This is a genomic window from Cellulophaga algicola DSM 14237 (genome assembly GCF_000186265.1).
GTDB lineage: Bacteria > Bacteroidota > Bacteroidia > Flavobacteriales > Flavobacteriaceae > Cellulophaga > Cellulophaga algicola.
This window is the reverse complement of sequence record NC_014934.1, coordinates 1,362,545-1,386,405: the sequence shown is the minus strand read 5'-3', so window position 1 is coordinate 1,386,405 and position 23,861 is coordinate 1,362,545. Positions and strand designations below refer to the sequence as shown.

The window sequence follows — 23,861 nt, the reverse complement described above, 5'->3', positions numbered from 1 at the left end:
TTGAAGGTAACTATTATGAATCGAATTTTATTCTTATTGGCCTTTCTAGTGTCTATTTTTACGGGTGTTTCGCAAGACAATTCTAAAAAAGAAGATGTAAAAGTGGGTTTAGTACTTAGTGGCGGTGGTGCAAAAGGTTTTGCACATATTGGAGCACTAAAAGTTATAGAAGAGGCAGGTGTGCAAATAGATTATATTGGGGGTACAAGTATGGGGGCCATTGTTGGTGCACTTTATGCTTCAGGTTACTCAGCGAATGAATTAGATTCGATTTTTAGAAACACAGATTTTACAAAACTAATTCAAGATAATTTACCCAGAAGTTCAAAAACTTTTTATGAGAAAGAAGATTCAGAACGATATGCCCTAACGCTTCCTTTTAAGAATTTTAAAATCTCCTTTCCTTCTGCCATATCTAGCGGACAAAGTATTTATAACGAATTGGTACAATTGCTCTACCATGTAGATGATATTGAAGATTTTAGTAAACTGCCCATTCCATTCTTTTGTGTGGCCACAGATGTGGAAACCGGAAATGAAATTATGCTTAATAAGGGGTACCTTCCAGAAGCGATATTAGCAAGCGGAACCTTTCCATCGCTATTTGAGCCTACAGAAATTGATGGCAAAGTGTTAATTGATGGAGGGGTGATTAATAATTATCCTATAGATGGTGTCCTTAAAATGGGAGCAGATGTTATTATTGGTGTAGATGTGCAGCATGGACTTTCAAGTCGAGAACATTTAGGTTCCGCTACAGAAGTTTTGTTGCAGATAAATAATTACAGAACGGTAAAAGACATGGTTAAAAAAGTAAAAGAAACAGATATCTATATAAAACCAAATATAGAAAAGTATTCTGTGATAGATTTTGCTTATTTACCAGAAATTATAAATAGCGGTGAGTTAGCGGCAAGAGAAAATTACATTGCTTTAAAGGAGCTAGCAATTAAGCAAAATAGGAAGCCTTATGATAAGACTCCTGTTATAGTTAAAGACACCTTGGTATTAAATAATCTAATTATTAATGGGAGTGATAATTATTCTAGAGGGTTTGTAAAAGGTAAATTACGGTTTCCGTTAGATAATAATGTAACATTTGAAAAATTACAACAAGGTATCGGTAATTTATCTGCTACTGGCAACTTTAAAACGATAAGGTATCATCTTGAGCCTAATAATGATAAAACAGATTTGGTATTAGATTTACGAGAAAATAAAATAAAAACCTTTATAAAAATGGGGGTGCATTATGACGATTTATTTAATAGTGCGGCAATATTAAATTTGACGAAAAAGAATATTCTTTTTGATGATGACGTTGTTTCTTTTGATTTTATATTGGGAGATAATGTTAGGTATAATTTAGATTATTATATAGATAAGGGTTCTTATTGGAGTTTTGGTTTTAATTCTAGATTTGTTGGATTTGGTCAAGATATTGATTATCAAAGTTTTGAATCTAATTTTAATGTACCAGCAGATTCTAATGTTAAGACGATAAATATAGATGTGTCTGATGTAACCAATCAGCTTTATTTGCAAACCGTAGTTAAAGAAGAGTTTGCATTTACATTAGGAGTGGAGCATAAATTTTTAAAATATAGTACAGAGACCATTAGTCAGCTATCAGATTCAGATGAGGTTTTAAATGATAATAGGCTGTATTTTGAAAAAAGCAATTTTTTTAGTGGCTATGGGAAATTAACCTTAGATACTTATGATAGTAAATACTTCCCTAGTAAAGGTATGTTTTTTGAGGGAGATTTTCATTTCTACGTAGCATCATCCGATTTTACCAATAATTTTAAAGAATTTTCCGTAGCACAATCTAAAATGGGTGCGGCATTTCCTTTATTCGACAAGGTGTCATTGAATATTGAAACAGAAGGAGGTTTTAAATTAGGGACATCATCGGTGTCTACGTTTGATTTTGTTTTGGGTGGTTTTGGAGCAGCTAGAGTAAATAATTTTATCTCTTTTTATGGCTATGATTTTTTAAGTCTTCCTGGAAACAGCTTTGTGAAAGGTCTGTTGAAGTTGGATTATGAATTCGCTGCTAAAAATCATTTGATGTTTGTTGCAAATTATGCAAATGTAGATGATGATCTTTTTAGAACAGGAGAATGGTTTAAAGAGCCAACTTTTTCAGGGTATGGTGTTGGTTATGGATGGGAGTCATTTATTGGTCCGTTACAGGTAATCTATTCTTGGACTCCTGAAAAATCACAATCAAATTTGTTTTTTAGTGTTGGCTATTGGTTTTAATTCAGCCCCCATTGGTTTGTTGTTAATTTAATATAAAAGTTATACTTTAATTGCGATATTTGTAAAATGCTACAATACAGGGTTGATATTACGGCGCACCTCCGTGCCATGTGGTGATGTTATTTTAATTCTTTCTTTTACTTAAGGAAGAAACTTGTGTATACCTTATTTTTTATAAATCATTTCAAGAAAAAATATCATGGCAGCAGAAATAAAAAATTTAAAAGACTTAAAGAACACCGAATATTCTCTAAAAAAACTTTTTAAAGAGGCAGAAGATTTCCTTCCGTTATTAGGAACAGATTATGTAGAGCTATACGTAGGCAATGCAAAGCAATCAGCACATTTTTATAAAACAGCCTTTGGCTTTCAATCAGAAGCATATGCAGGTTTAGAGACTGGAGTTAAAGACCGAGTGTCTTATGTGTTAAAGCAAGATAAGATACGTTTGGTTCTAACAACACCATTAGAAAAAGATGGAGACATAAATAGACATATAAATGAACATGGCGATGGTGTAAAAATTATTGCTTTGTGGGTAGATGATGCTACTAAAGCTTTTGAAGAAACAACAAAGCGTGGGGCGAAGCCTTATTTAGAACCTACAAAAGAGGAAGATGAAAATGGTCATGTGGTTCGTTCTGGAGTTTATACTTACGGAGAAACAGTTCATCTATTTGTAGAGCGAAAAAACTACAAGGGTGTTTTTTTGCCAGGGTTTAGAAAATGGGAATCTCATTATAATCCAGAGCCAACCGGGATTAAATTTATAGACCATATTGTTGGTAATGTAGGTTGGAATGAAATGAATACGTGGTGTAAATTTTATGGGGAAGTAATGGGCTTTGCTCAAATTGTTTCTTTTGTAGATAATGATATTGCTACAGAATATACGGCATTGATGAGTAAGGTAATGAGTAATGGTAATGGCCGTGTAAAATTCCCGATAAATGAGCCGGCAAAAGGTAAAAAGAAATCTCAAATAGAGGAATATTTAGATTTTTATAATGGGCCGGGAGTACAACATTTGGCACTGGCTACAGATGATATAGTTGCTACGGTATCTGCGATGAGAGATCGTGGAGTTGAATTTTTATATGTGCCAGAAGAATATTATGATGATTTATTGGAGCGTGTAGGAGATATTGATGAAGATATTGAAGTGCTTAAAAAACATGGAATTTTAATTGATAGGGATGAAGAGGGGTACCTTTTGCAATTGTTTACTAAAACGATTGTAGATAGACCTACCTTATTTTTTGAAATTATTCAAAGAAAAGGAGCGCAATCTTTTGGAGTAGGTAATTTTAAAGCACTATTTGAGGCTATAGAAAGAGAGCAGGAAGCAAGAGGAACGCTCTAAATTACATCAATTTTCTTAATGAATTATTAATTTTTATCTTACTTCTATAAATTACTGTTAAGACTATAGTTAAAGTACGTTAAAACTAATTTTAGAATAAGAGGTTTGTTATAACTTTGTCACCAAATAAGGGGTGGTTCCCTTATTGACTTTAAGTATTGGTTTTTCATAATTTAAAGTTTGGTTGGTTATTTAGGGAAAGCCCAGTGGAAACACTGGGCTTTTTTTATTGTTTATTTAGAGAATACAATAGTTTGGAATAAATTTTGTTTAACTAAGTGTAAAGTTGGTTCTGTGAAATTTGTTTTTTACTATTTTTACAGTGTTAGCTTTAAACTAACCTCTTAAAGAGTTTAAATCCTTTAAGGCAATCTTTATATGTATGAAAAATTTTTTACTACTCATATTCGCTATAGCAATCAATACTGTACAGGCACAGGAAGATAGTGAGCCGTTCAAATCAGGAGAGTGGCTTAAGTTTCGCATTCATTATGGTATTTTTAATGCGAGTAGTGCTACGTTACATCTTACTAATGATAATGTAAACGGTAAAAGTGTATATAAAGTTCGGGGTGAAGGCAAAACAACAGGAGCTGCACGGGTTTTTTATAAGGTAGATGATGTTTATGAAAGTTATTTTGATAAAGAAGATGGTAAGCCTTATAAGTTTGTTCGTAAGATAGATGAGGGTGGCTATACTAAAGACATGGAAATTAATTTTGATTACAAAAATAAAAAAGCCGAGCTTAATGATATAAAGCACGGTAAAAAACAAAATTTTACTATCACCAATAAAGTCCAAGACTTAATTTCTGCCTTTTATTATATCAGAAAGAATTACGATTTTAATGACCTTACCGAAGGTGAGTTTATTAAATTAGATATGCTGTATGATGATGATGGGGTATATCAATTTAAATTAAAGTATGTTGGCATAGATACCTTAAAAACAAAATACGGTAAGGTAGCATGTTTAAAATTTAGACCTTATGTGCAATCTGGTCGTGTTTTTAAGGAAGAAGAAAGTTTATCTCTTTGGGTGTCTAATGACCAGAATAAAATACCAATTCGGATAAAGGCAGATATTGCAGTAGGTTCTATTAAGGCAGACTTGGATGGTTATAATGGGTTGAATAATCAGTTTAAAATTATTATGGATTAAAATTTACAATACTATTTTGTTAAATAAAGTAGTATTAAGGGGGCTGATTAAAACTAGACTTCAATAAAGAATTCTATTTTAATTCTTTATTCTATTTTTGTAAAAACATTGTTTTTGCAAAGTATTCAGTTAACCTAAATTTATTCCATTTTGAAAAGTAAAGAAGATATCGATATGCAAATATCGAAGCTTGAAGAAAAGTATAAAAATTCAGGTCAAGATTTAAGTTCTTATTTAGATGGTCTTCTTTATCAGCGCTATTTAACGTATTGGGATTATATACACTTAGATACGCTTTTAAGTCTTCAAATACCTAGAACACATTTTCCTGATGAAGAAATTTTCATCATGTACCATCAAATTACAGAATTGTATTTTAAACTCATACTTCATGAGCAAAAGCAATTGGTAGATGACAAGACTCAAAGTGTTGCTTTCTTTATTGAAAAAGCAAATAGAATTAATGGCTATTATAGAGTTTTAATTTCATCTTTCAGTATTATGATTAATGGAATGGAACGGGAGCAGTTCTTGCAATACAGAATGGCTCTATTACCTGCAAGTGGGTTTCAATCCGCACAGTACAGGATGATTGAGATTTATGCTACTTCTATGGAAAACTTGGTACACCATACAGAGCGAGATGATTTTTCTTCAGCGGATGGAATAGAGGAGTTATACGAGCATATTTACTGGAAAAAAGGTGCTACAGATAAAGATACTGGTGAGAAAACACTAACCCTAAAGCAATTTGAATACAGGTATACTCCTAGGTTAATTCGTATTGCCAAGCAAGTAGAAAACAGTAGTATCTACTCAAAATACCTTCAACTACCAGAAAAGGATAAGCAAAACGAATTGCTTATTAAAGCTTTAAAGGAGCTTGATATTAATGCGAATGTTAATTGGCCTTTAATGCATATGGGTTCTGCGTACCGCTACCTTGCTAAAGATAAAAAACCTATTGATGCTACAGGAGGAACCAATTGGAAAGAATATTTGCCGCCAAGTTTTCAAAAAATTATATTTTTTCCCGAATTATATTCTAAAGAGGAGTTAAATGATTGGGGAAAACAATGGGTAGACCATATCTTTAACCCAGAAAAAAGTACACATTGAGAATGCAGAAGTTTTGTTTGATTGTTTTAGGTTGCCTTTTTTTGAGCTCATGCGGAGATGAGAAGAAAGAAAAAGACACTGTTGAGAAAGTAGAAATTATAGAAAAACCTATCGTTGAGGCTTATGGTTTTAATTTAGATGATTTTGTTGTCTTAAAAGATACCGTTCGCAATGGAGATAGCTTTGGCGACCTTATGATAAAAAATAAGGTAGACTATCAGAAAATTTTTAAAATATCTACAGAGTTTAAAGATACTTTTGATGTTCGAAGAATTAAGATAGGAAAGCCATACGCGATTTTAAAATCTAAGGATACTTCAGAAATAGCACAATTTTTTATCTATGAAGATGATCGTATTAATTATACTGTCGTAGATCTTCGCGATTCTGTTATTGCATATCGCGGTAAGAAAAATGTAAAATATGTTGAGCGTGTAGCCTCGGGAGTTATAAGTTCAAATTTATCTACAGCTATAAACGAACAAGGAATAGATTATGGCGTAACAAATAACTTATCTGAAATCTATGCATGGTCAATAGATTTCTTTAGACTTCAAAAAGGAGATAAATTTAAAGTTCTGTATAAAGAAAAATATATTAATGATAGTATTTACGCAGGGGCTGAACCAATAGAAGCCGCTTTTTTTGAGCACAATGGTGAATCATTTTATGCATTTTCGTATGAAACAGATTCCGTGAATAACATATCAGAATATTATAATGAACAGGCTAAAAATTTACGAAGAGCTTTTTTAAAAGCACCAGTAGAGTTTAGTAGAATTTCTTCTCGTTATAATTTAAATAGAAGAATAGCTTATTATGGATATAAAGTTAGACCGCATAAAGGTACAGATTATGCTGCTCCAATTGGGACGCCTATTCTAGCTACGGCCAATGGTACGGTAATAGAATCAACGAGAAGAGGGGGTAATGGTAAGTATGTTAAAATAGAACACAATAGCACTTATAGCACACAATACCTGCACATGAAGAATCAAAATGTTAAGAAAGGTCAATATGTGAAACAAGGAGATGTAATTGGTTGGATTGGGATGACAGGAAATACAGGAGGGCCTCATGTATGTTATCGTTTTTGGAAAAATGGAAAACAAGTAGATCCTTTAAGAGAAAAATTACCAGTGGCAGAGCCAATTGTTGATTCCTTAAGAGGGAGGTATTTAGAATTTATAAATCCAATTAAGGCAAAATTAGATAGCGTACCTTACATTGAAGTGATAGAAGAAGTAAAGGAAGTAATAAAAGAAGAGCAACAGTTAACACGTAAATAAAAATGGCACTACAAAATATAAATCCTACTAGTACAAAAGCATGGAAACAATTAACAGCTCATTTCAATGAAAATAAGAATCAAGAGATAAAAGAGTATTTTAAATCAGATGCTACGCGTGCTGATAAATTTACTATTGAGTGGAATGATTTTTTAGTAGATTTTTCAAAAAATAGACTTTCTAAAGAAACTTTAAATTTACTGCTTAATTTAGCAGAAGAAGTTAATTTAAAAGAGGCTATAGGAAAGTATTTTGCGGGTGATATCATCAACCAAACAGAAGGTAGAGCAGTTCTTCATACGGCATTGAGAGCTAAAAAATCAGACAGCATTTTAGTTGATGGTGAAAATGTAATTCCAGAAATTTATGAGGTTAAAGAAAAGATGAAAACTTTTACCGAATCTGTTATTTCCGGAGCTAAAAAGGGCTTTACAGGAAAGAAATTTACAGATGTTGTTAATATAGGTATTGGTGGTTCAGATCTTGGTCCTGCAATGGTTGCAGAAGGATTAAAGTTTTATGGTAATCATTTAAAAATGCATTTTGTAAGTAATGTAGATGGGGATCATGTTTATGAAACTTTACGTCATTTAGATCCAGAAACAACATTATTTGTTGTGGTTTCTAAAACATTTACAACACAAGAGACCTTAAGTAATGCAACAACGATTAAAAAATGGTTTTTAAGACATGCAACACAAGCAGATGTTGCGAAGCATTTTGCTGCAGTTTCTACCAATACAGAGAAAATAGCAGAATTTGGTATTGCCTCTGAAAATGTATTCCCAATGTGGGATTGGGTTGGAGGTCGTTTTTCATTGTGGAGTGCAGTAGGTTTATCAATTGCATTAGCAGTAGGCTTTGAGAATTTTAATGCATTATTAGAAGGTGCTAATGAAATGGATGAGCATTTTAAGAATGAAGATTTTGATCAGAATATTCCGGTAGTTCTGGCATTGATAAGTGTTTGGTACAATAATTTTTATGGTGCTGAAACGGAAGCCATCATCCCTTATACACAATATTTAAGTCGTTTTTCTGCATACTTACAACAAGGTATTATGGAGAGTAATGGTAAAAGTATAGATAGGGGTGGTAACCCAGTAGGTTACCAAACGGGTACTATTATTTGGGGGGAACCAGGTACAAATTCTCAACATGCGTTTTTTCAATTAATACATCAAGGAACAAAATTAATCCCAACAGATTTTATTGGATATAAAGAATCGCTGCATGGTGATGTTGACCATCATAATAAACTAATGGCAAACTTCTTTGCTCAAACAGAAGCTTTGATGAATGGTAAAGAAGCTGCTGAGGTAAAGAAAGAGTTGTTAGAAAAAGATATGGATGAGAAAGCGCTAAAGGAATTGCTTCCTTTTAAAGTTTTTCAAGGTAATAATCCTACGAATAGTTTGCTAATAGATAAGCTAACTCCTAAGAGTTTGGGTGCTTTAATTGCAATGTATGAACATAAAATATTCGTTCAAGGGGTTATTTGGAATATATTTAGTTATGATCAATGGGGTGTAGAGCTAGGAAAACAATTAGCAACTACAATTCTTGAGGATATTGAGAATTCCGAAATTGCTAATCATGATTCCTCAACATTGAATCTTTTGCAGAATTTTAAGAAATAATTAGCTTTTTTCTCTTTTTCTTAATAAAAGTTGATAAGTTCTTGTTCTACAGGTGTTAGACATGGGTTTTTATGTTAATTTTGGCAAAGCTAATTTAACGTTTTGTTAATATACAAGTGCAATTAAAGTTTCACTTTTGCAGCAAAACTAAAACTAAATAACACTTAGAAAAATGAGAAAATTTTATTTCACAATTGTCGCATTATTGTTTTCGGCAGTTGCTTTTTCACAGGGAGTTACTACCTCTGCAATTGGAGGACAAGTGACAGATGAAACAGGAGAGCCGCTACCTGGTGCAAGTATTGTAGCAGTGCATACTCCTTCCGGTTCTACTTATGGTGCTGCCGCCGATTTTGATGGATATTACAGAATATCCAATATGAGAACAGGTGGACCGTACAATATAACTATAAGTTATATAGGATATGTAGATTTTAATGATGCAAATGTTTTTTTGCAATTAGGTGATGCTAAGAGAATTAGTGTGACTTTAGGTGAGTCTGCTAACGAATTAGATGAAATTGTAGTAATAGCTCAATCTAATGGAGTTTTTGATTCTGGTAAAACAGGTGCAGGTACAAATATTTCTCAAAAGCAAGTGAATAATTTACCGACAATTTCGAGGAATATTGCTGATTTTGCTAGATTAACGCCACAAGCTCAGGTTTCCGGAGATGATATTATTTCTATTGCAGGTCAAAATAATCGCTACAATGCTATCTATATTGATGGAGCAGTAAATAATGATGTTTTTGGACTTGCAGGTAATGGAACTAACGGAGGTCAAACTGGAGTTAGTCCAATTTCGTTAGATGCAATAGAATCATTTCAAATTAATGTTGCGCCTTTTGATGTTAGGCAATCTGGTTTTTCAGGAGGTAGTATAAATGCAGTTACTAAATCCGGAACAAATACTATTGAAGGTTCCGTTTATGGATTTTATAGAAATCAAGATTTAGCAGGTAAAACACCAACTGGTCTTGCTGGGGATGATGAAAGAACTAAATTAGCTGAATTTTCTTCTCAAACATATGGTGTGCGTGTTGGTGGTCCAATAATTAAAGACAAGTTATTTTATTTCGTAAATTATGAAAGACAGGATAACGAGACTCCTCAGCCATTTAATATTTCTACATATAGAGGTAGTGTTACTGAGGGACAATTAATTCAGTTATCAGATTTCTTAAGTACTAATTATGGTTATGATGCTGGAGGTTATGAGAATAACACTTCAACCTTACAGAGTGATAAATTAATCGCTAAGATAGACTGGAATATCAACGATAATAATAAATTATCTTTAAAGCATAGTTATGTTAAGGCTGTTCAGTTTAATGCACCTGGGTCCAACCAAGGAGCTGTAAACTTTTTAAATGGAGCAGTTAATTTTGAGTCTGTAACTAATTCTACCGCTTTAGAATTTAGTTCAAAAATTGGAGACAATATGTCTAACAATTTAATTATTGGATACACTACAGTTAATGATGATCGCGGTGTTTCAGGAAACCCGTTTCCTAGTGTTCAGATTTTCGATACTGCGGGTTCTTCTATATATTTTGGATCCGATCCTTTTTCTACAGCAAACTTATTGGAGCAAAAGGTACTTACTTTAACAGATAATTTTGAAATATATTCAGGAGCTCATACGATTACTATTGGAACAAATAATGAGTTTTCATCTGCATATAATGTCTTTTTTGGTAATAATTATGGGGCATACAGGTATAATAATATTGATGATTTCTTAAATGGAGCTGCCGGTAATAGATACAGATATGGTTATTCTTTATTAGGTGGTTCAGGTGATGATTCTGAAGGTGCGGCTGATTTTGATTTATTTCAATTTGGCCTATATGTGCAAGATCAGGTAAATGTTACTGATAATTTTAAATTTACTATGGGTGCTCGTATAGATGTACCTTACTGGGAAGATGGGTTAGTTAATGATGACTTTAATACTCGAACAGTAAATCTACTTGAGTCTAATGGAAAAAATTTACAAGGAGCTCGTGTTGGTCAGGGTATTGATGCTACTGTTCATTTTTCTCCTAGAGTAGGTTTTAACTGGGATGTGAAAGGAAATCGTTCTACACAAATAAGAGGTGGTCTTGGTGTTTTTACTTCTAGAATACCTTTAGTATGGCCGGGTGGTGCATATAATAATAATGGTGTTACAGCTGGATCCCTTCAGCTAACAGGTGGGGATGTTCCAGTTTTTAACTCGGATGTTAATAATCAATTTGCTGATCCTCTACCAGGTACAGGTGCTTTAGGGGGGGATATAAATCTTTTTGCTAAAGATTTCAAATTACCACAGGTATTTAAAATTAATATAGCTATAGATCAAAAGTTGCCAGGTGGTGTAGTATTCTCAGGAGATTTTATCTGGAACGATAATATATCAGCGGTAACATACGAAAACCTTAATTTACCAAATACGCCAAGTTTTTTAACAACAGGTGCAGGATCTAGACCAAACTACGGATTCGGAGCATTGGATAGAACTTATAATGCAATTTATTTAGGCTCAAATACTGGTGAAGGAAGCTCCTATAATGTGAGTGGAACTTTAAGTAAGAATTTTTACTCAACTAAGATTGATGTAACTTCTCAAGTAACTTATTCTTACGGTGATTCAGATGGTATATTTGATGCTACATCTTCACAAAATAGTTCACAATGGAGAAATTTGGAGACTGTAAATGGTTCTAATAGACCAGATCTTTCTACCTCAGATTTCTCTCCTGGTAATAGAATTATTGCAAATTCAACTATTGAGTTTAAATGGAGTGATAAAATACGTACTCGTATAGGATTATTTTATGAAGGGGCTGAAGGAACTCCTTTTAGTTATGTTTATAATGGAAGTGGGTTATTGTCAGATACAGGCTCTTTCTCTGCTCTAGCATATGTTCCAGCTACTTTAGCTGAAGCGCAATTAGTTCCTTATACAAGTGGAGATGCGACAATTACAGCTGCTCAGCAATGGGAATCTCTTGATGCATTTATTTCAGGTGATGAATATTTAAGTTCAAGAAGAGGACAATTTGCTGAAAGAAATGCAGCTCGTTCAGATTGGGCTCATATTGTTGATTTAAAGTTTGCACAAGAATTTCGTTTTTACACAGGAGAAACTTTAAATAAAATAGAGTTTACTGCTGACATCTTCAATTTTACTAATCTATTAAATAAGGATTGGGGTGTTAGAACTTTTACAAACTTCAATCAAGTACAATTGTTAAACTTTGAAGGTTTTCAAGGAGATGGTACTACACCAACTTTTACTTATGATGAAAGTGCACCAGATACTAAAAATATTATTGATGATTCTGGATTAAATTCATCAAGATGGCAAATGCAATTAGGACTTAGGTATAGCTTCTAATTCTTGTTCTATAACAATTTTAAAACCCTGCTATTCAGCAGGGTTTTTTTGTGCTTAAATTTCACTATTTTTAGGGCTACTAATTAAAATTAAAAATATGTACGAAATTATTTATAACCTACACTCCTTTTTTGCTTATATCGTTCTGATAGTGTTGGTAATAGCCGTAATTAATGCCATAATTGGTTTTACGGGTAACAAGATGTTCACTTTAGAAAAAGATTTTAGAATTAGTCTTTTTGCACTTATTCTAGCACATATACAATTATTGATCGGTATAATCTTATACTTTGTGTCGCCTAAAGGTTTTAATGCTATTAGTGAATTTGGAATGGGTGGCTTAACTTCTGCGGCACGTTTACTAGCAGTAGAACATCCATTTATTAATATTATAGCCTTAGTGTTTATTACTATAGGATGGTCTAAGCATAAGAAAATTATGGAGGCTAAACGTAAGTTTAAAACAATCGCAATTTTCTACGGAATAGGATTAGTTTTAATTTTAAGTCGCCTTCCTTGGGGGCAATGGTTTGCTTAATAACCGTAGTAATTAATACGACTTAAAAATAGGATAAAAAAGCTTTGAAGATAACTTCAAAGCTTTTTTTGTTTTCCGTAGTCATGGGTTAAGAGATGACTTAATCAAATACATATATACGGGAAAATGATCACTATACCCACCTACATAATTACCACCGGCATAGGTGCGTAATGGGTATCCTTTATATCTCCCTGATGGATCCAATAAGTAAGAAGGAGCAAATACCCCTGCTTTCCAAAATGTAAAGCTTTCCTTGTTTTCTGAAATTAAATTATTAGTGAAAAAGAATTGGTCAAATAAATTCCATTTATCCCTATAGGCTAAAGAGCCTATTCCTTTTTTGTGCAACTTTTCCATTGGATTATAGAGGTCTTTTTCTTCTAGTTTGTTTACATCTCCTATGGTTTTAAGAATCTTTTTTAAACTATCACTAGTTGGATCATCATTTAGATCGCCCATGCTTATAATTTTAGCGCTAGAATCAGTCCTTATAATAGAGTCTATGATGCGTTTGTTTAACTTTGCAGCTTCTATCCTGTTTGGTTTACTTCTAGCCTCTCCACCGCTTCTAGAAGGCCAGTGATTAACGATAAAATAGATTTGTTCGTTATCTAGCAGACCGCCAACGACCAATTGGTCTCTTGTATAATCTCGGAAGCCTTCACTATTTTGTAATAATAAACGTTGACTTTTAAATGACGTAGGGATAAATGCACTTTTCTTATAGAGTAGTGCTACATCTATTCCTCTTTCGTCTGGAGAATCAAAATGTACTATTCCGTAATTTTTATCTTGTAAATTTTTATGATACACTAAATCTTCAACTACTTGCTGATTTTCAACTTCGCACAAGCCAATAATATCTGGTGAGTTTTTGGAAATAGTATGGCCTATTTCAGAAAGTACTTTAGAGACATGAGTTAGTTTTTCCTCATAGCGGTCTAGCGTCCAATGATCTTTGCCTTCAGGTGTTCTGTCGTCATCATAGGTTAGACTATCATTTTTTAAGTCGAATAAATTCTCTACATTATAAAAAGCTATAGTTCGTATTTTATAGTTCTTTTTCTGAGCATGTAGATTGAAGTTTATAAGTGTTAAAAATAAAAATAACAGTTTGTTCATTTCTTAAATTATTATTTAAAACAGGTGTTGGTTCATCGAATTTAGTCTAATTATTTTGTAATGTTAATAATAATATTCCTATATTACTCCGTAATTACTTGTAATTGTATCTATTAACATGCAAAAAAAATTTTGGTTTATTTTGTTTTTAGCATTTAGTAGCTTGTGTTTTTCACAAAATACTACTATCGTTACTGCTAAGGTTTTAGATCAGCATCAAAAGAATGCCTTAGCAGATGTTCGTATTATAGTCGAAAAATTGAATACTTATTCCTTTACAGATAAAGATGGTATTTTCTCGATAATACTCCCTGATTCGAGTGATTATATTCTAAGTTTACAATATTCAGATTATATCTTAAAAAGAATACCAATTAACGTTTCCCGTAAAAATGTAGATTTAGGAGTTCTGTACCTAGAGAAAGATATAAGAGCAGAATTAACAGATAATTTAATTACGCTAACAGAGGCAGAGCTTCAGGATGATGGACAAAGTGCAAGTTCTGTGGGCTTGTTACAGGCAACAAAAGATATTTTTCTGCAACGCGCAGCATTTGATTTTGGTCAAGCATTTTTTAGAGTTAGAGGCTATGATTCACAAAATGGAAAAGTATTGCTGAATGGAATAACCATGAATAAATTTTATGATGGTAGGCCACAATGGAATAACTGGGGAGGTTTAAATGATGTAACTAGAAATCAACAATTTAGTAATGGGTTGTCTGCTTCTGCCTATAATTTTGGAGGCACTCTGGGTGTAACAAATATAGCTACAAGACCTTCAACATTTCGTCCAGGTATTAGGATATCTTCCTCTGCTTCTAATAGAACTTATGCAGCAAGAGTTATGGCTACATATACTTCTAAAATATCTGAAAAAGGACTTAGTTATAGTGTTTCTGGCTCTAGAAGATGGGCTAAACAAGGGTATGTTGAGGGTACACTCTATGATGCTTATTCCTTCTTTGGCGCTATCGAATATCAGGTCAATACGAAGAATAGCTTATTAATAACCGGGTTAATGGCTTCTAATAGAAGAGGCAGGTCTTCTGCCATTACAGAAGAAGTTTTTAATCTTATAGGTAGTCAATATAACCCTTATTGGGGTAAGCAAGATGGCGAAATCAGAAATTCAAGAGAACGTAAAATTTCAGAGCCAATTTTAATGTTTAATCATAATTTTGAGACAACTAATTTTAAATGGAATACGGGGGTTAGTTACCAATGGGGAATTAATTCTAGATCTAGATTGGGGTATTATAATGCGCCAAATCCTGACCCTACTTATTATAGATATTTGCCAAGTTACTATATCAATAGTACCATAGGAGCAAATTTTTTAAGTGCAAATACAGCTAAAGAAGGGTTTCTCTCAAATCCACAACTTAATTGGAACCAAATATATAAGGCCAATGAGAATAATAAGGCAGCGTATGTTTTATATGATGATGTGGTTAAAGATACTCAGCTATCGGTAAATTCTATAGCAAACATTGTAATTAGTGAGCAATTTAAAATGGATGTAGGTTTTGGTTATAAATCTTTGTCTTCTATGAATTATGCAGAGATTAATGATTTGTTGGGAGCTGAATTTCATGAAGATGTAGATGTTTTCTCAAATACATCAAATGATAGTAATGGTTCATTGCAAAAGTATGAAGGTGAAATTTTTAATTACCAGTATGAATTGAATGCAGAACAACTAGAAACTTTTATGCAGCTTACTTATGAGAATAAGGGCTGGAAGGGGTTTTTAGCGGCGCAATGGGAATCTATAAAATATGCTAGAAACGGCTTGTTCGTAAATCAACGTTATGAAAACGATTCATTCGGAAAAAGTGCTGATGTTAATTTTTCAAATTTCAGTTTTAAGGGTGGTATTTCTTATAAAGTTAATGGTCGTAACTGGGTGGAGTCTAATGCCATGCTGCAACACAAACCGCCAGTATTACAGAACGTTTTTATAAACCCAAGAGAAAACAACCAAATAGTCCCAAAGTTAAATTCTGAAAAGATTACCAGTATTGATGGATCTTATTTTTTCCGATATCCAAAATTGGTAGGTCGTGTTACTGGTTTTTATACGAGATTTCAGGATGCTACTGATGTAAATTTCTTTTTTGTAGATGCAGGCGTAGGCTCAGATTTTGTGCAAGAAGTATTAACTAATGTAGATAAGTTGCATATGGGTGCGGAGCTTGGTTTAGAGTACCAGGTATCTTCTTCAGTACAAGTAACGGCAGTTGCCGCAATAGGAAAATATGTGTTTGCAAACAACCCCAATGTCACTATAAATTTTGATACTGCAGATGCAGAAGAAGAGTTAATAAATTTAGAAGGGAGTAAGGATTTAGGTGTAGCCACTATTAAAGATTACAAATTAGCGCAAGGTCCTCAAAAAGCATTTGCACTTGGTATTAATTATCGCGACCCCAAATATTGGTGGATAGGGGCAACGGCAAATTATTTAGCAAATAACTATGCCAATATATCTACGATTACCAGGACCAAAAGTTTTTATATAGATCCAGAAACGGGAATAAATTTTCCTGATGCAACCGATGAAAATGTTGCACAATTACTAAAGCAAAAACCATTAGATAATTTTTATTTACTGAATTTAGTAGGTGGTAAATCTTGGCTTAAAAGTGGTAAATATATTAGTGTTTTTGCTAGTATAAATAATGTTTTTGATACCGCTTTTAGATCAGGAGGTTACGAACAAAGCAGGAATGGAAATTATGGACAACTAAAACAAGATGCACTGAGCGGTACACCTTCATTTGCTCCAAAATATTGGTATGGTTACGGAAGAACCTATTTTTTAAATTTCGCAATAAGTTTTTAATTATACTATGGTACATATAGCAATCTTTCGCAAGTTAATTTTCTTACTAGCTTTATTTATAATGCTGTTTTTATCATGCGTAAAAAATAAAGATTTTGATGTACTCCAGTCTCATTGCAATGAAGAATTAGTGGCAAATAGTACGTTTTCCGAAGTTTTTAGCTTGTATAAAGAGGGAACGGTACAAATACAAGAGGATCTAATTATTGAAGGGTATGTGATTTCATCAGATAAAGCAGGGAATTTCTTTGGGGTGCTTCACTTTCAAGATCAACCTCAAAACCCTACAGGTGCTTTGCAAATAGAACTAGATGTTCGAGACAGTCATTTATTTTATCCAATAGGGAGTAAAATTTTCATCAAATTAAAAGGGTTGTATTTGGGTAAAAGTAAGGACGTCTATAAAATCGGAGGGGTATTTACCTCTTTTGGGAATGCTTCCGTTGGGCGGTTACCGGCGTCAATTGTAAATCAACATATTGCTTCTTCTTGTGATGCTGTTACAGAAATTGTTCCGCGTATAATCTCTTTGCAAGACAACCTAAAGGATTATAAAAACACGTTAGTAAGCATACCTCAGATCGAGTTTTCTGATTCACAATTAGGAGATACGTATGCCTTAAAAGGAGAGGAGACAGATAGGGTTCTAGTAGACTGTTTAGATTTTGAAATTACATTACGAAATAGTGGATATTCAGATTTTCAGGATAAAAAACTGCCAGAAGGTAGTGGGGCAATTACAGGATTACTTCTTCATGAAAATGAAGATTATTTTTTGGTAATTAGAGATGTGAGTGATTTAGATTTTAACAAAGAACGGTGTAAAGAGCTTATAGATGAATACACGTCAAAAACTATTTTTATTAGTGAAATTGGAGATCCGGACAATAATGCAGAGGCACGTTTTATTGAACTTTATAATTCAGGCCCAGCTATTAGTTTAAAAAATTGGAGCTTGCTTAGGTATACCAATGCCAATACAACTGTCGGTGCTACAATAGACTTAACAGGAATACAGATAGGATTAAAAACTACTGTGGTTATTTCTCCAAACGAAAACGAGTTTACTTTAGTGTATGGTTTTGCTCCAGATATAGGTGCAAGTACAGGAAGTGCTGCAGATTCTAATGGAGACGATACTATAGTGTTAGTAGATCCTTTTGGTACTGTAATTGATATTTTCGGAGTTATAGGAGAAGATGGTTCTAATACCACTCACGAATTTGAAGATGGTAAAGCACTGCGTAATCCTGGGATTAGTGCAGGGAATCCAATATTTGCGTTCGAAGAATGGAGTATTTTCAATGATACGGGTAATTTAGGTACAAGCAAGATACCTCAAAATGCTCCGGAAGATTTTACGCCTGGTGTTCATTAATTAAGCAGTCTTTTATTTTATTTAAGTCTGCGGGAGTAATTGGTTTTACAATATAATCATGTACAATTGGGTAGTTCTTAATCATACCTATTTCTAAAGGGTTGATAGAAGAGCTCATAACTACTATTTTAATTTTTTCCTTATTATTGATTGGTGCGGCTTGAAAACTATCAAGAAATTCCCAACCATTCATAACAGGCATACTAATGTCAAGAAAAATTACGGTAGGTAGTAGGTTGTCTTTCTCATCACATTCTAGTAGGGCTTCTATAGCTTCCTTCCCGTGTTCAAATCCAATTAGGGAAGCACCAAATTGTTCTTCTTTCATTAATTTTTTAGAAATGAAGGTGAAAATGGGGTCATCATCTACAAAGTAGATTTTTTTTAGAAAAGAAATCATACTTAAATGGTTTTTAGGTTAATGGTAAATTTAGTCCCGATATTTACTTCACTTGTTACGGAAATAGTACCTCCCATAGCTTCTATTTGGTTTTTAGTAATATATAGACCAACCCCTCTTGCGTCTTTATTTCTGTGAAAAGTTTTATTCATTCCAAAGATATTTTTGCCAAACTTCACCATATCAATTCCTTTGCCATTATCTTCAAAAGTTAATTGAATATTTTTATTAGTTAATTTGGTGCAAATTTTAATAATAGGAGATCTGTTAGGAGCACAATATTTTAAACTGTTAGTAAATAAATTAAGAAATACACTATCTAAATAAGCGGGGACTACATGCACAAAATGATCGGGGTTAACGTCTATAACACACATCCCTTTTTTATCTTGAAACAAAGTACCAATATTATTTTGTACAGTGGTTATGGCCTTTAAAATATTGATTTGGGCTAATTTTGTTTGAATATTTGCATCATTAGATTGTACAACTTCGCTAAGATTGTAAACTGTGCTATTTAAACTATTTGTTGCGCTTTTTAGCATTGCTAAAATCTGTTTCCGCTCTTCTGGATCTTTCTCATCCTCAATGAGTGAAGTTAATACGGAGAGATTTGTAGCGTGTGAACGTAGATCATGAGAGACCATGTGAGCAAAATTAGTTAAGCTATTATTTTGTTGGCCTGTAATTTCTACAAGTTTTTTTAATTTTTGTGCTGCATTTTTTTCATTTGTAATATCCTGACAAATTCCTAAAGCTCTATATTTATTATTTTTAGGACCAGTTAAAATGGTTACACTTGCTTTTATGTTTCGGATTTTATGATTAGGTAACAGCACCCTATACTCTACAATTCCTAAACCCTGTCCATTATAATAAGCAACAACTTCCTGGTGTACCCGGAGCATGTCATCAGGGTGTAAAGATTTTTTCCAATTCCGGTAAAGGCTTCCCGTGTAATTATCTTTATCTATATGGTGTAATTCAAAATTTGTGTCATCCCATAAGGTATATCCGTTATTTAAATCATATTCCCAGGTACCTACATTTGATGCAGAAATTGCACTTTTAAGTTTTTCTGCGGAAGCTCTGTATGCTAATTGTGATCGCATTGCGGTATCAATATCTTGACAAATACCATAGATACGAACGCACTTACCGTCAACAAATTCCGCACGGCCTTTAGTTCTTATCCATAATTCTTTACCCGTACCCGTTATCATGATAACCTCTTCGTCCCAAGGGGTTCCATTTTCGATAGCTTCGTGGGTAGCTTTCAGAATTAACTCTCTATCCTCGCCTTCTTTAAAATGAACAAAGCATTCGTCAAAAGTTTCAGGAACGTAATCTAAGGGCATCTCGTGAATAATGTTTACCATTTTGGTCCACTGTGCTTTATATGTCAATAGATTTAACTGCCAACCGCCAGTTCTTGAAACCTCTTGTGCTTCTTTAATTAACTCATCTATATTCTTAGTTTCTGTAATGTTATCTAAAGCTACAACAAGACCGCCTACACTTCCATCCTCTTTGGTCCAGGGGTTTATTTTCCATTTAAGCCAGATATTCTTACCATTATCTAAGATGTATTTGTGGCCTTCATTTTGACATGGATTACCTAATAAACACCGGTCAAGAACTTCTTTAAAGGCTATAGGGAAATCTGGGAGTACATCAAAAAAATAGGCATCCGTAATAGTATTCGTACTGATTTTGTGCTCAATTAAAAACTTTTTAGAAAATGACAAAAAATTGCAGTTATGATCTAAAGTAGCTATAGAAATTGGGGCATCTTTTATTAAAGATTCGTTGACTTTAATCTGTGAAAAAAAAGAACCCATAGAAAATACTTAATAAGTGATTATTGAAATTAAGAAAAGAAATTAATAAAAAGTTAAATATTGAGAATTATATAACTAAAATAACTCTATTTTATTGTGATATTTCATCAATAACCTTCTGGATATCTGTCGTTGTAATTGGTTTTACGAAGAAATTATTTACTTCGCTATAGCTTTTTGCTTTTAATAAATCTCTAGGATCAACAGAAGAACTGATGATGTAAATTTTCACATTTTCTCTATCAGTTTCTGGTATTTTTATAAAATCTTCTAAAAAATCCCATCCATCCATAATTGGCATATTTAAATCTAGAAAGATAATTGGAGGTAGATTTTTTTTTATCTCCAGTAATTCTTTTAGACTAGTAATAGCTTCAAAACCGTTTTGGTACACGATGATGTCTTTACATAAATTTGTTTTTCGTAAGACCTTTTTTAAACCAAATACAGAAATCGGGTCGTCATCTATCACACAGGCTTTCTCTACGTATTCTATCATCGATTTATGCTTTTTCAAATGTTATTATAAAAGTTGTTCCCTTATTTACAGTACTATGTACATTGATTGACCCATTCATGGCTTCAACTTGGTTTTTTGTTATAAAAAGCCCAATTCCTTTGGCGTCTTTATGTTTATGGAACGTTTTGTACATTCCAAATAACTTCTCGCCATGTCTTTTAAGGTCTATTCCTTGGCCATTATCAGAGAAATATAGTATAACTTGATCTTTGTCAATTTTATGATCAATATGTATTTCTAAGTTTCTATCGTCAGAAGAATACTTTACACTATTCGTAAAAAGATTTAACAGTATACTGTCTAAATAAGCGGGCACTGCCTTAATGATAAGGTCATTGGGGATAATAATTTTACAGCTAGCATTCTTCTCTTTAAGCAATGCTATAATATTCTTTTCAACACGTTTAATAGAATCACATAGATTAACCCTGCTAAGGTTTTCTTGAGTGTTGGTGGTTATATGTACTACCTCGTTAAGGTGATGAACGGTTTCGCTTAAACTTTCAGAAGCATCACTTAACATCTTTTCTAAATGAATTTTTTCATTAGCATCTGATTCGTCTTTCAAAAAATTAGTCAACATAGATAAGTTGGTAGAATGTGATCGTAAATTATGGGAAACTATATGAGCAAAGTTTAAAAGACTTTCGTTCTGGTGCTTTGTAATTTCTAATAATGCTTTCGTTTTGTTTTCCGAAGCAATCATTGGTGTTACATCAATTACTTGTGCAATGAAATGTGATAAATTACCATTTACTTTATGAACTGTAGTAACCGTTAATATAGCATGTACAACCGCACCATCTTTATGATAAAAACGTTTGTCTATGGTGTAATTGGTAAGCTTTCCTTCATGCATTTTTTTTAAGAAATGAGAATCTTTGGTCCAATCATTTGGGTGTGTAATTTCAATGATTTTTTTCTGAATCATCTCCTCTTTAGTGTAACCAACACTATTGCATAAACTAGTGTTTACATCTATCCAGTTTCCTTCTAAGCCTATGAGAGCCATACCTACGGAAGAGTTTTCAAATGCTTGTTGCATAGACTCCTCACTTTTGGTTAGTTGCAATTGGGTATAAATCAATTCTGTGGTATCCCAATTTGCACCAACTAGTTTTTTTACATCACCAAAACCATCTAGTTCAGCATAAGCTACAGATTTAATATTTCTTATTTTTCCGTTAGGAAGTATAATTCTAAAATCTATTTCTAAATCTTTTTTTTCTTCAAAAGCTTCTTCTACTTTTAGAGAACATAGCTCTCTGTCTTCTGGATGCAAGCTTTGATTCCAAAAACTTTTATGACCATTAAAATCTTCTTTTTTTATTTGATAAAGGTCAAACATTTCATCACTCCAAAAAAGATGTCTGCTTTCATAGTCATATTCCCAAATACCAATTTTAGCATTTTTAGTAGCTATCTTCAGGCGTTCTGCAAGACGGGTATATGCTATGTCTTTAAGCTTTTGCTCATGAATATCTTGAAAAGTACCATAGACTCTAATACATTTACCTTTTAGAAACTCAGCTTCCCCTTTTACGCGAACCCATTTTTCAGTATTATTTGCGGTAATAATAATTAATTCTGTATCCCATGATGTGCCATTAGCTATTGCTTCACTAACCAATGAAGCAATCATATTACGGTAATAACCTTCTTTGTAGAAAAGGATTCCTTCTTCGAGTACGGGTACATAATTGCTGGGAACTTCGTGAATGACTCTTGTTATTTCTGTCCAAAAAACGGTGTTATTAACCAAGTCTATCTCCCAAGCACCTATTTGTGCCACTTTTTTTGCTTCCTTTAGTAATCGTATTTCTTTTTTTTCATCTGTAATATTATTTGCGATGATTAATACACCAGAAAATTTATTCTCATCATCAAAAGCAGGAGCTAGGTCCCAGCGATGCCATAAATTAAAACGATTTTTTACATCTAGGCTAACAGGAATTTTATCTTGATTATCAATCATAAATAAAACTTCATTTTTTATCTCATCAGGAATTGATGGAATGTTATTGAATGAAATATTATTTGAGTTAAAAGTGTTTGGAAACTCTTTTAACCAATTATTGGAATGATTTTTTATATCAAGATTTAAATCAATTGCAGTTATAGCAACAGGTAAATCTTGGAGATAATTTAGGGGGGGTAATATTCTCAAAATTTTATATCATTATTGGTTATGTATTCATAAATCCTACATAAAGTAAGAAAAAACGAACGATATTGAAAATATTAAATTACAAAATATTATTTAAAAACAGTATTTCAAATTATTCAGTAGCGCTGTGGTAACTATAGAAATTAAATATGTAAAATATGATTATGCTTACATCTAGTAACGTTAATTTAGCCGTAAAAGTACATATACTTGTAAGATTTAACTTCTTTATATTAAAAATTTTCATATTTTATGGGAAAAAGCAAGGTTACATTTATGTGTTTTGTAGGTGTAATTGAATGATGTATTCTACATATTTAATACCTTTATAAATAAGACTTATCCTATGAATGAATTTTTTTTTAATGAAATAAGAAACGGTAATTTTACGGAAGTAAAGGCCATGCTCAAGCAGAATCCTGTTTTATTAGACAGTAAGGATCAACGCGGTTCTTCACCTCTCATATTAGCTACCTATTACGATCAGTTAGAAATTGTAGCTTTATTACTTACTAGTGGAGCTAAGTTAGATATGAAAGATGCATCTGGTAATACAGCATTGATGGGGGTTTGTTTTAAAGGATATGAAGATAGTGCTAAAATGTTAATAGAAAAGGGGGCTAATGTTAATGAGCAAAATGGTATGGGAGCTACTGCATTAATTTATTCTGCTACATTTAATAGATTAGGTATTGCTAAATTACTTTTGGAGAATGGCGCAGATGTAAGTAAAAAAGATGTGCGTGGTAAAACGGCATTAGATCATGCCAAAATGCAAGGTGTTCAATCTCTTATTACTTTATTAGAAAATCATTAAA

16 protein-coding genes are annotated in these 23,861 nt (G+C 32.8%); 11 read left to right on the top strand and 5 right to left on the bottom strand.

What is annotated here, in order from left to right; all coding sequences use genetic code 11:
• The first annotated feature begins 15 nt into the window (after positions 1-15).
• The 8 genes from CELAL_RS05930 (at position 16) to CELAL_RS05895 (ending at position 12,764) form a co-directional block, all read left to right on the top strand.
• On the top strand, positions 16-2,268 hold the full coding sequence (locus CELAL_RS05930; RefSeq protein WP_013549993.1) for a patatin-like phospholipase family protein: 2,253 nt from the start codon (positions 16-18) through the stop codon (positions 2,266-2,268).
• A 199-nt stretch (positions 2,269-2,467) separates the two neighbouring features.
• Positions 2,468-3,631: a 4-hydroxyphenylpyruvate dioxygenase gene (gene hppD, locus CELAL_RS05925; RefSeq protein WP_013549992.1), complete on the top strand. Its 1,164-nt coding sequence runs from the start codon at positions 2,468-2,470 to the stop codon at positions 3,629-3,631.
• Between the two features lie 382 nt (positions 3,632-4,013).
• Positions 4,014-4,793 (top strand): DUF3108 domain-containing protein, encoded by a 780-nt coding sequence (locus tag CELAL_RS05920; protein ID WP_013549991.1) that lies wholly within the window; start codon positions 4,014-4,016, stop codon positions 4,791-4,793.
• A 150-nt stretch (positions 4,794-4,943) separates the two neighbouring features.
• Positions 4,944-5,912, top strand: a complete 969-nt coding sequence (locus CELAL_RS05915; RefSeq protein ID WP_041557577.1) for a tryptophan 2,3-dioxygenase family protein — start codon at positions 4,944-4,946, stop codon at positions 5,910-5,912.
• A gap of 2 nt (positions 5,913-5,914) precedes the next feature.
• The gene (locus tag CELAL_RS05910) at positions 5,915-7,201 is read left to right on the top strand and encodes a M23 family metallopeptidase (protein WP_013549989.1); all 1,287 of its coding nucleotides are present in this window, start codon (positions 5,915-5,917) and stop codon (positions 7,199-7,201) included.
• Between the two features lie 2 nt (positions 7,202-7,203).
• On the top strand, positions 7,204-8,841 hold the full coding sequence (gene pgi / locus CELAL_RS05905; RefSeq protein WP_013549988.1) for a glucose-6-phosphate isomerase: 1,638 nt from the start codon (positions 7,204-7,206) through the stop codon (positions 8,839-8,841).
• A 172-nt stretch (positions 8,842-9,013) separates the two neighbouring features.
• On the top strand, positions 9,014-12,226 hold the full coding sequence (locus CELAL_RS05900; RefSeq protein WP_013549987.1) for a TonB-dependent receptor: 3,213 nt from the start codon (positions 9,014-9,016) through the stop codon (positions 12,224-12,226).
• A gap of 97 nt (positions 12,227-12,323) precedes the next feature.
• Entirely contained in the window at positions 12,324-12,764 is a 441-nt protein-coding gene (locus CELAL_RS05895) for a hypothetical protein (RefSeq protein WP_013549986.1), read from the top strand.
• 81 nt (positions 12,765-12,845) lie between these two features.
• Here CELAL_RS05895 and CELAL_RS05890 read toward each other — a convergent pair whose 3' ends face one another.
• Positions 12,846-13,889, bottom strand: a complete 1,044-nt coding sequence (locus CELAL_RS05890; RefSeq protein WP_013549985.1) for an endonuclease/exonuclease/phosphatase family protein — start codon at positions 13,887-13,889, stop codon at positions 12,846-12,848.
• A 118-nt stretch (positions 13,890-14,007) separates the two neighbouring features.
• Between CELAL_RS05890 and CELAL_RS05885 the strand changes: the two genes are divergently transcribed.
• On the top strand, positions 14,008-16,737 hold the full coding sequence (locus tag CELAL_RS05885) for a peptidase associated domain and porin domain-containing protein (RefSeq protein WP_013549984.1): 2,730 nt from the start codon (positions 14,008-14,010) through the stop codon (positions 16,735-16,737).
• A 61-nt stretch (positions 16,738-16,798) separates the two neighbouring features.
• Positions 16,799-18,115, top strand: a complete 1,317-nt coding sequence (locus CELAL_RS05880; RefSeq protein ID WP_245529680.1) for a DUF5689 domain-containing protein — start codon at positions 16,799-16,801, stop codon at positions 18,113-18,115.
• Here CELAL_RS05880 and CELAL_RS05875 read toward each other — a convergent pair.
• The 4 genes from CELAL_RS05875 to CELAL_RS21385 all read right to left on the bottom strand — a co-directional run bounded on the left by CELAL_RS05875 (position 18,096) and on the right by CELAL_RS21385 (position 23,043).
• The gene (locus CELAL_RS05875; RefSeq protein WP_013549982.1) at positions 18,096-18,515 is read right to left on the bottom strand and encodes a response regulator; all 420 of its coding nucleotides are present in this window, start codon (positions 18,513-18,515) and stop codon (positions 18,096-18,098) included. The genes CELAL_RS05880 and CELAL_RS05875 overlap by 20 nt on opposite strands.
• Before the next feature lie 2 nt (positions 18,516-18,517).
• On the bottom strand, positions 18,518-20,356 hold the full coding sequence (locus tag CELAL_RS05870; protein ID WP_013549981.1) for a PAS domain-containing sensor histidine kinase: 1,839 nt from the start codon (positions 20,354-20,356) through the stop codon (positions 18,518-18,520).
• Positions 20,357-20,447: 91 nt separating this feature from the next.
• Positions 20,448-20,855, bottom strand: coding sequence for a response regulator (locus tag CELAL_RS05865; protein ID WP_013549980.1), 408 nt, complete (start codon positions 20,853-20,855; stop codon positions 20,448-20,450).
• A 4-nt stretch (positions 20,856-20,859) separates the two neighbouring features.
• A complete protein-coding gene (locus tag CELAL_RS21385) occupies positions 20,860-23,043 on the bottom strand; it encodes a PAS domain-containing sensor histidine kinase (RefSeq protein WP_013549979.1) in 2,184 nt (727 codons plus the stop codon).
• Positions 23,044-23,389: 346 nt separating this feature from the next.
• Here CELAL_RS21385 and CELAL_RS05855 point away from each other — a divergent pair, with 346 nt between their 5' ends.
• Positions 23,390-23,860, top strand: coding sequence for an ankyrin repeat domain-containing protein (locus CELAL_RS05855; RefSeq protein ID WP_013549978.1), 471 nt, complete (start codon positions 23,390-23,392; stop codon positions 23,858-23,860).
• Position 23,861: the final 1 nt, after the last annotated feature.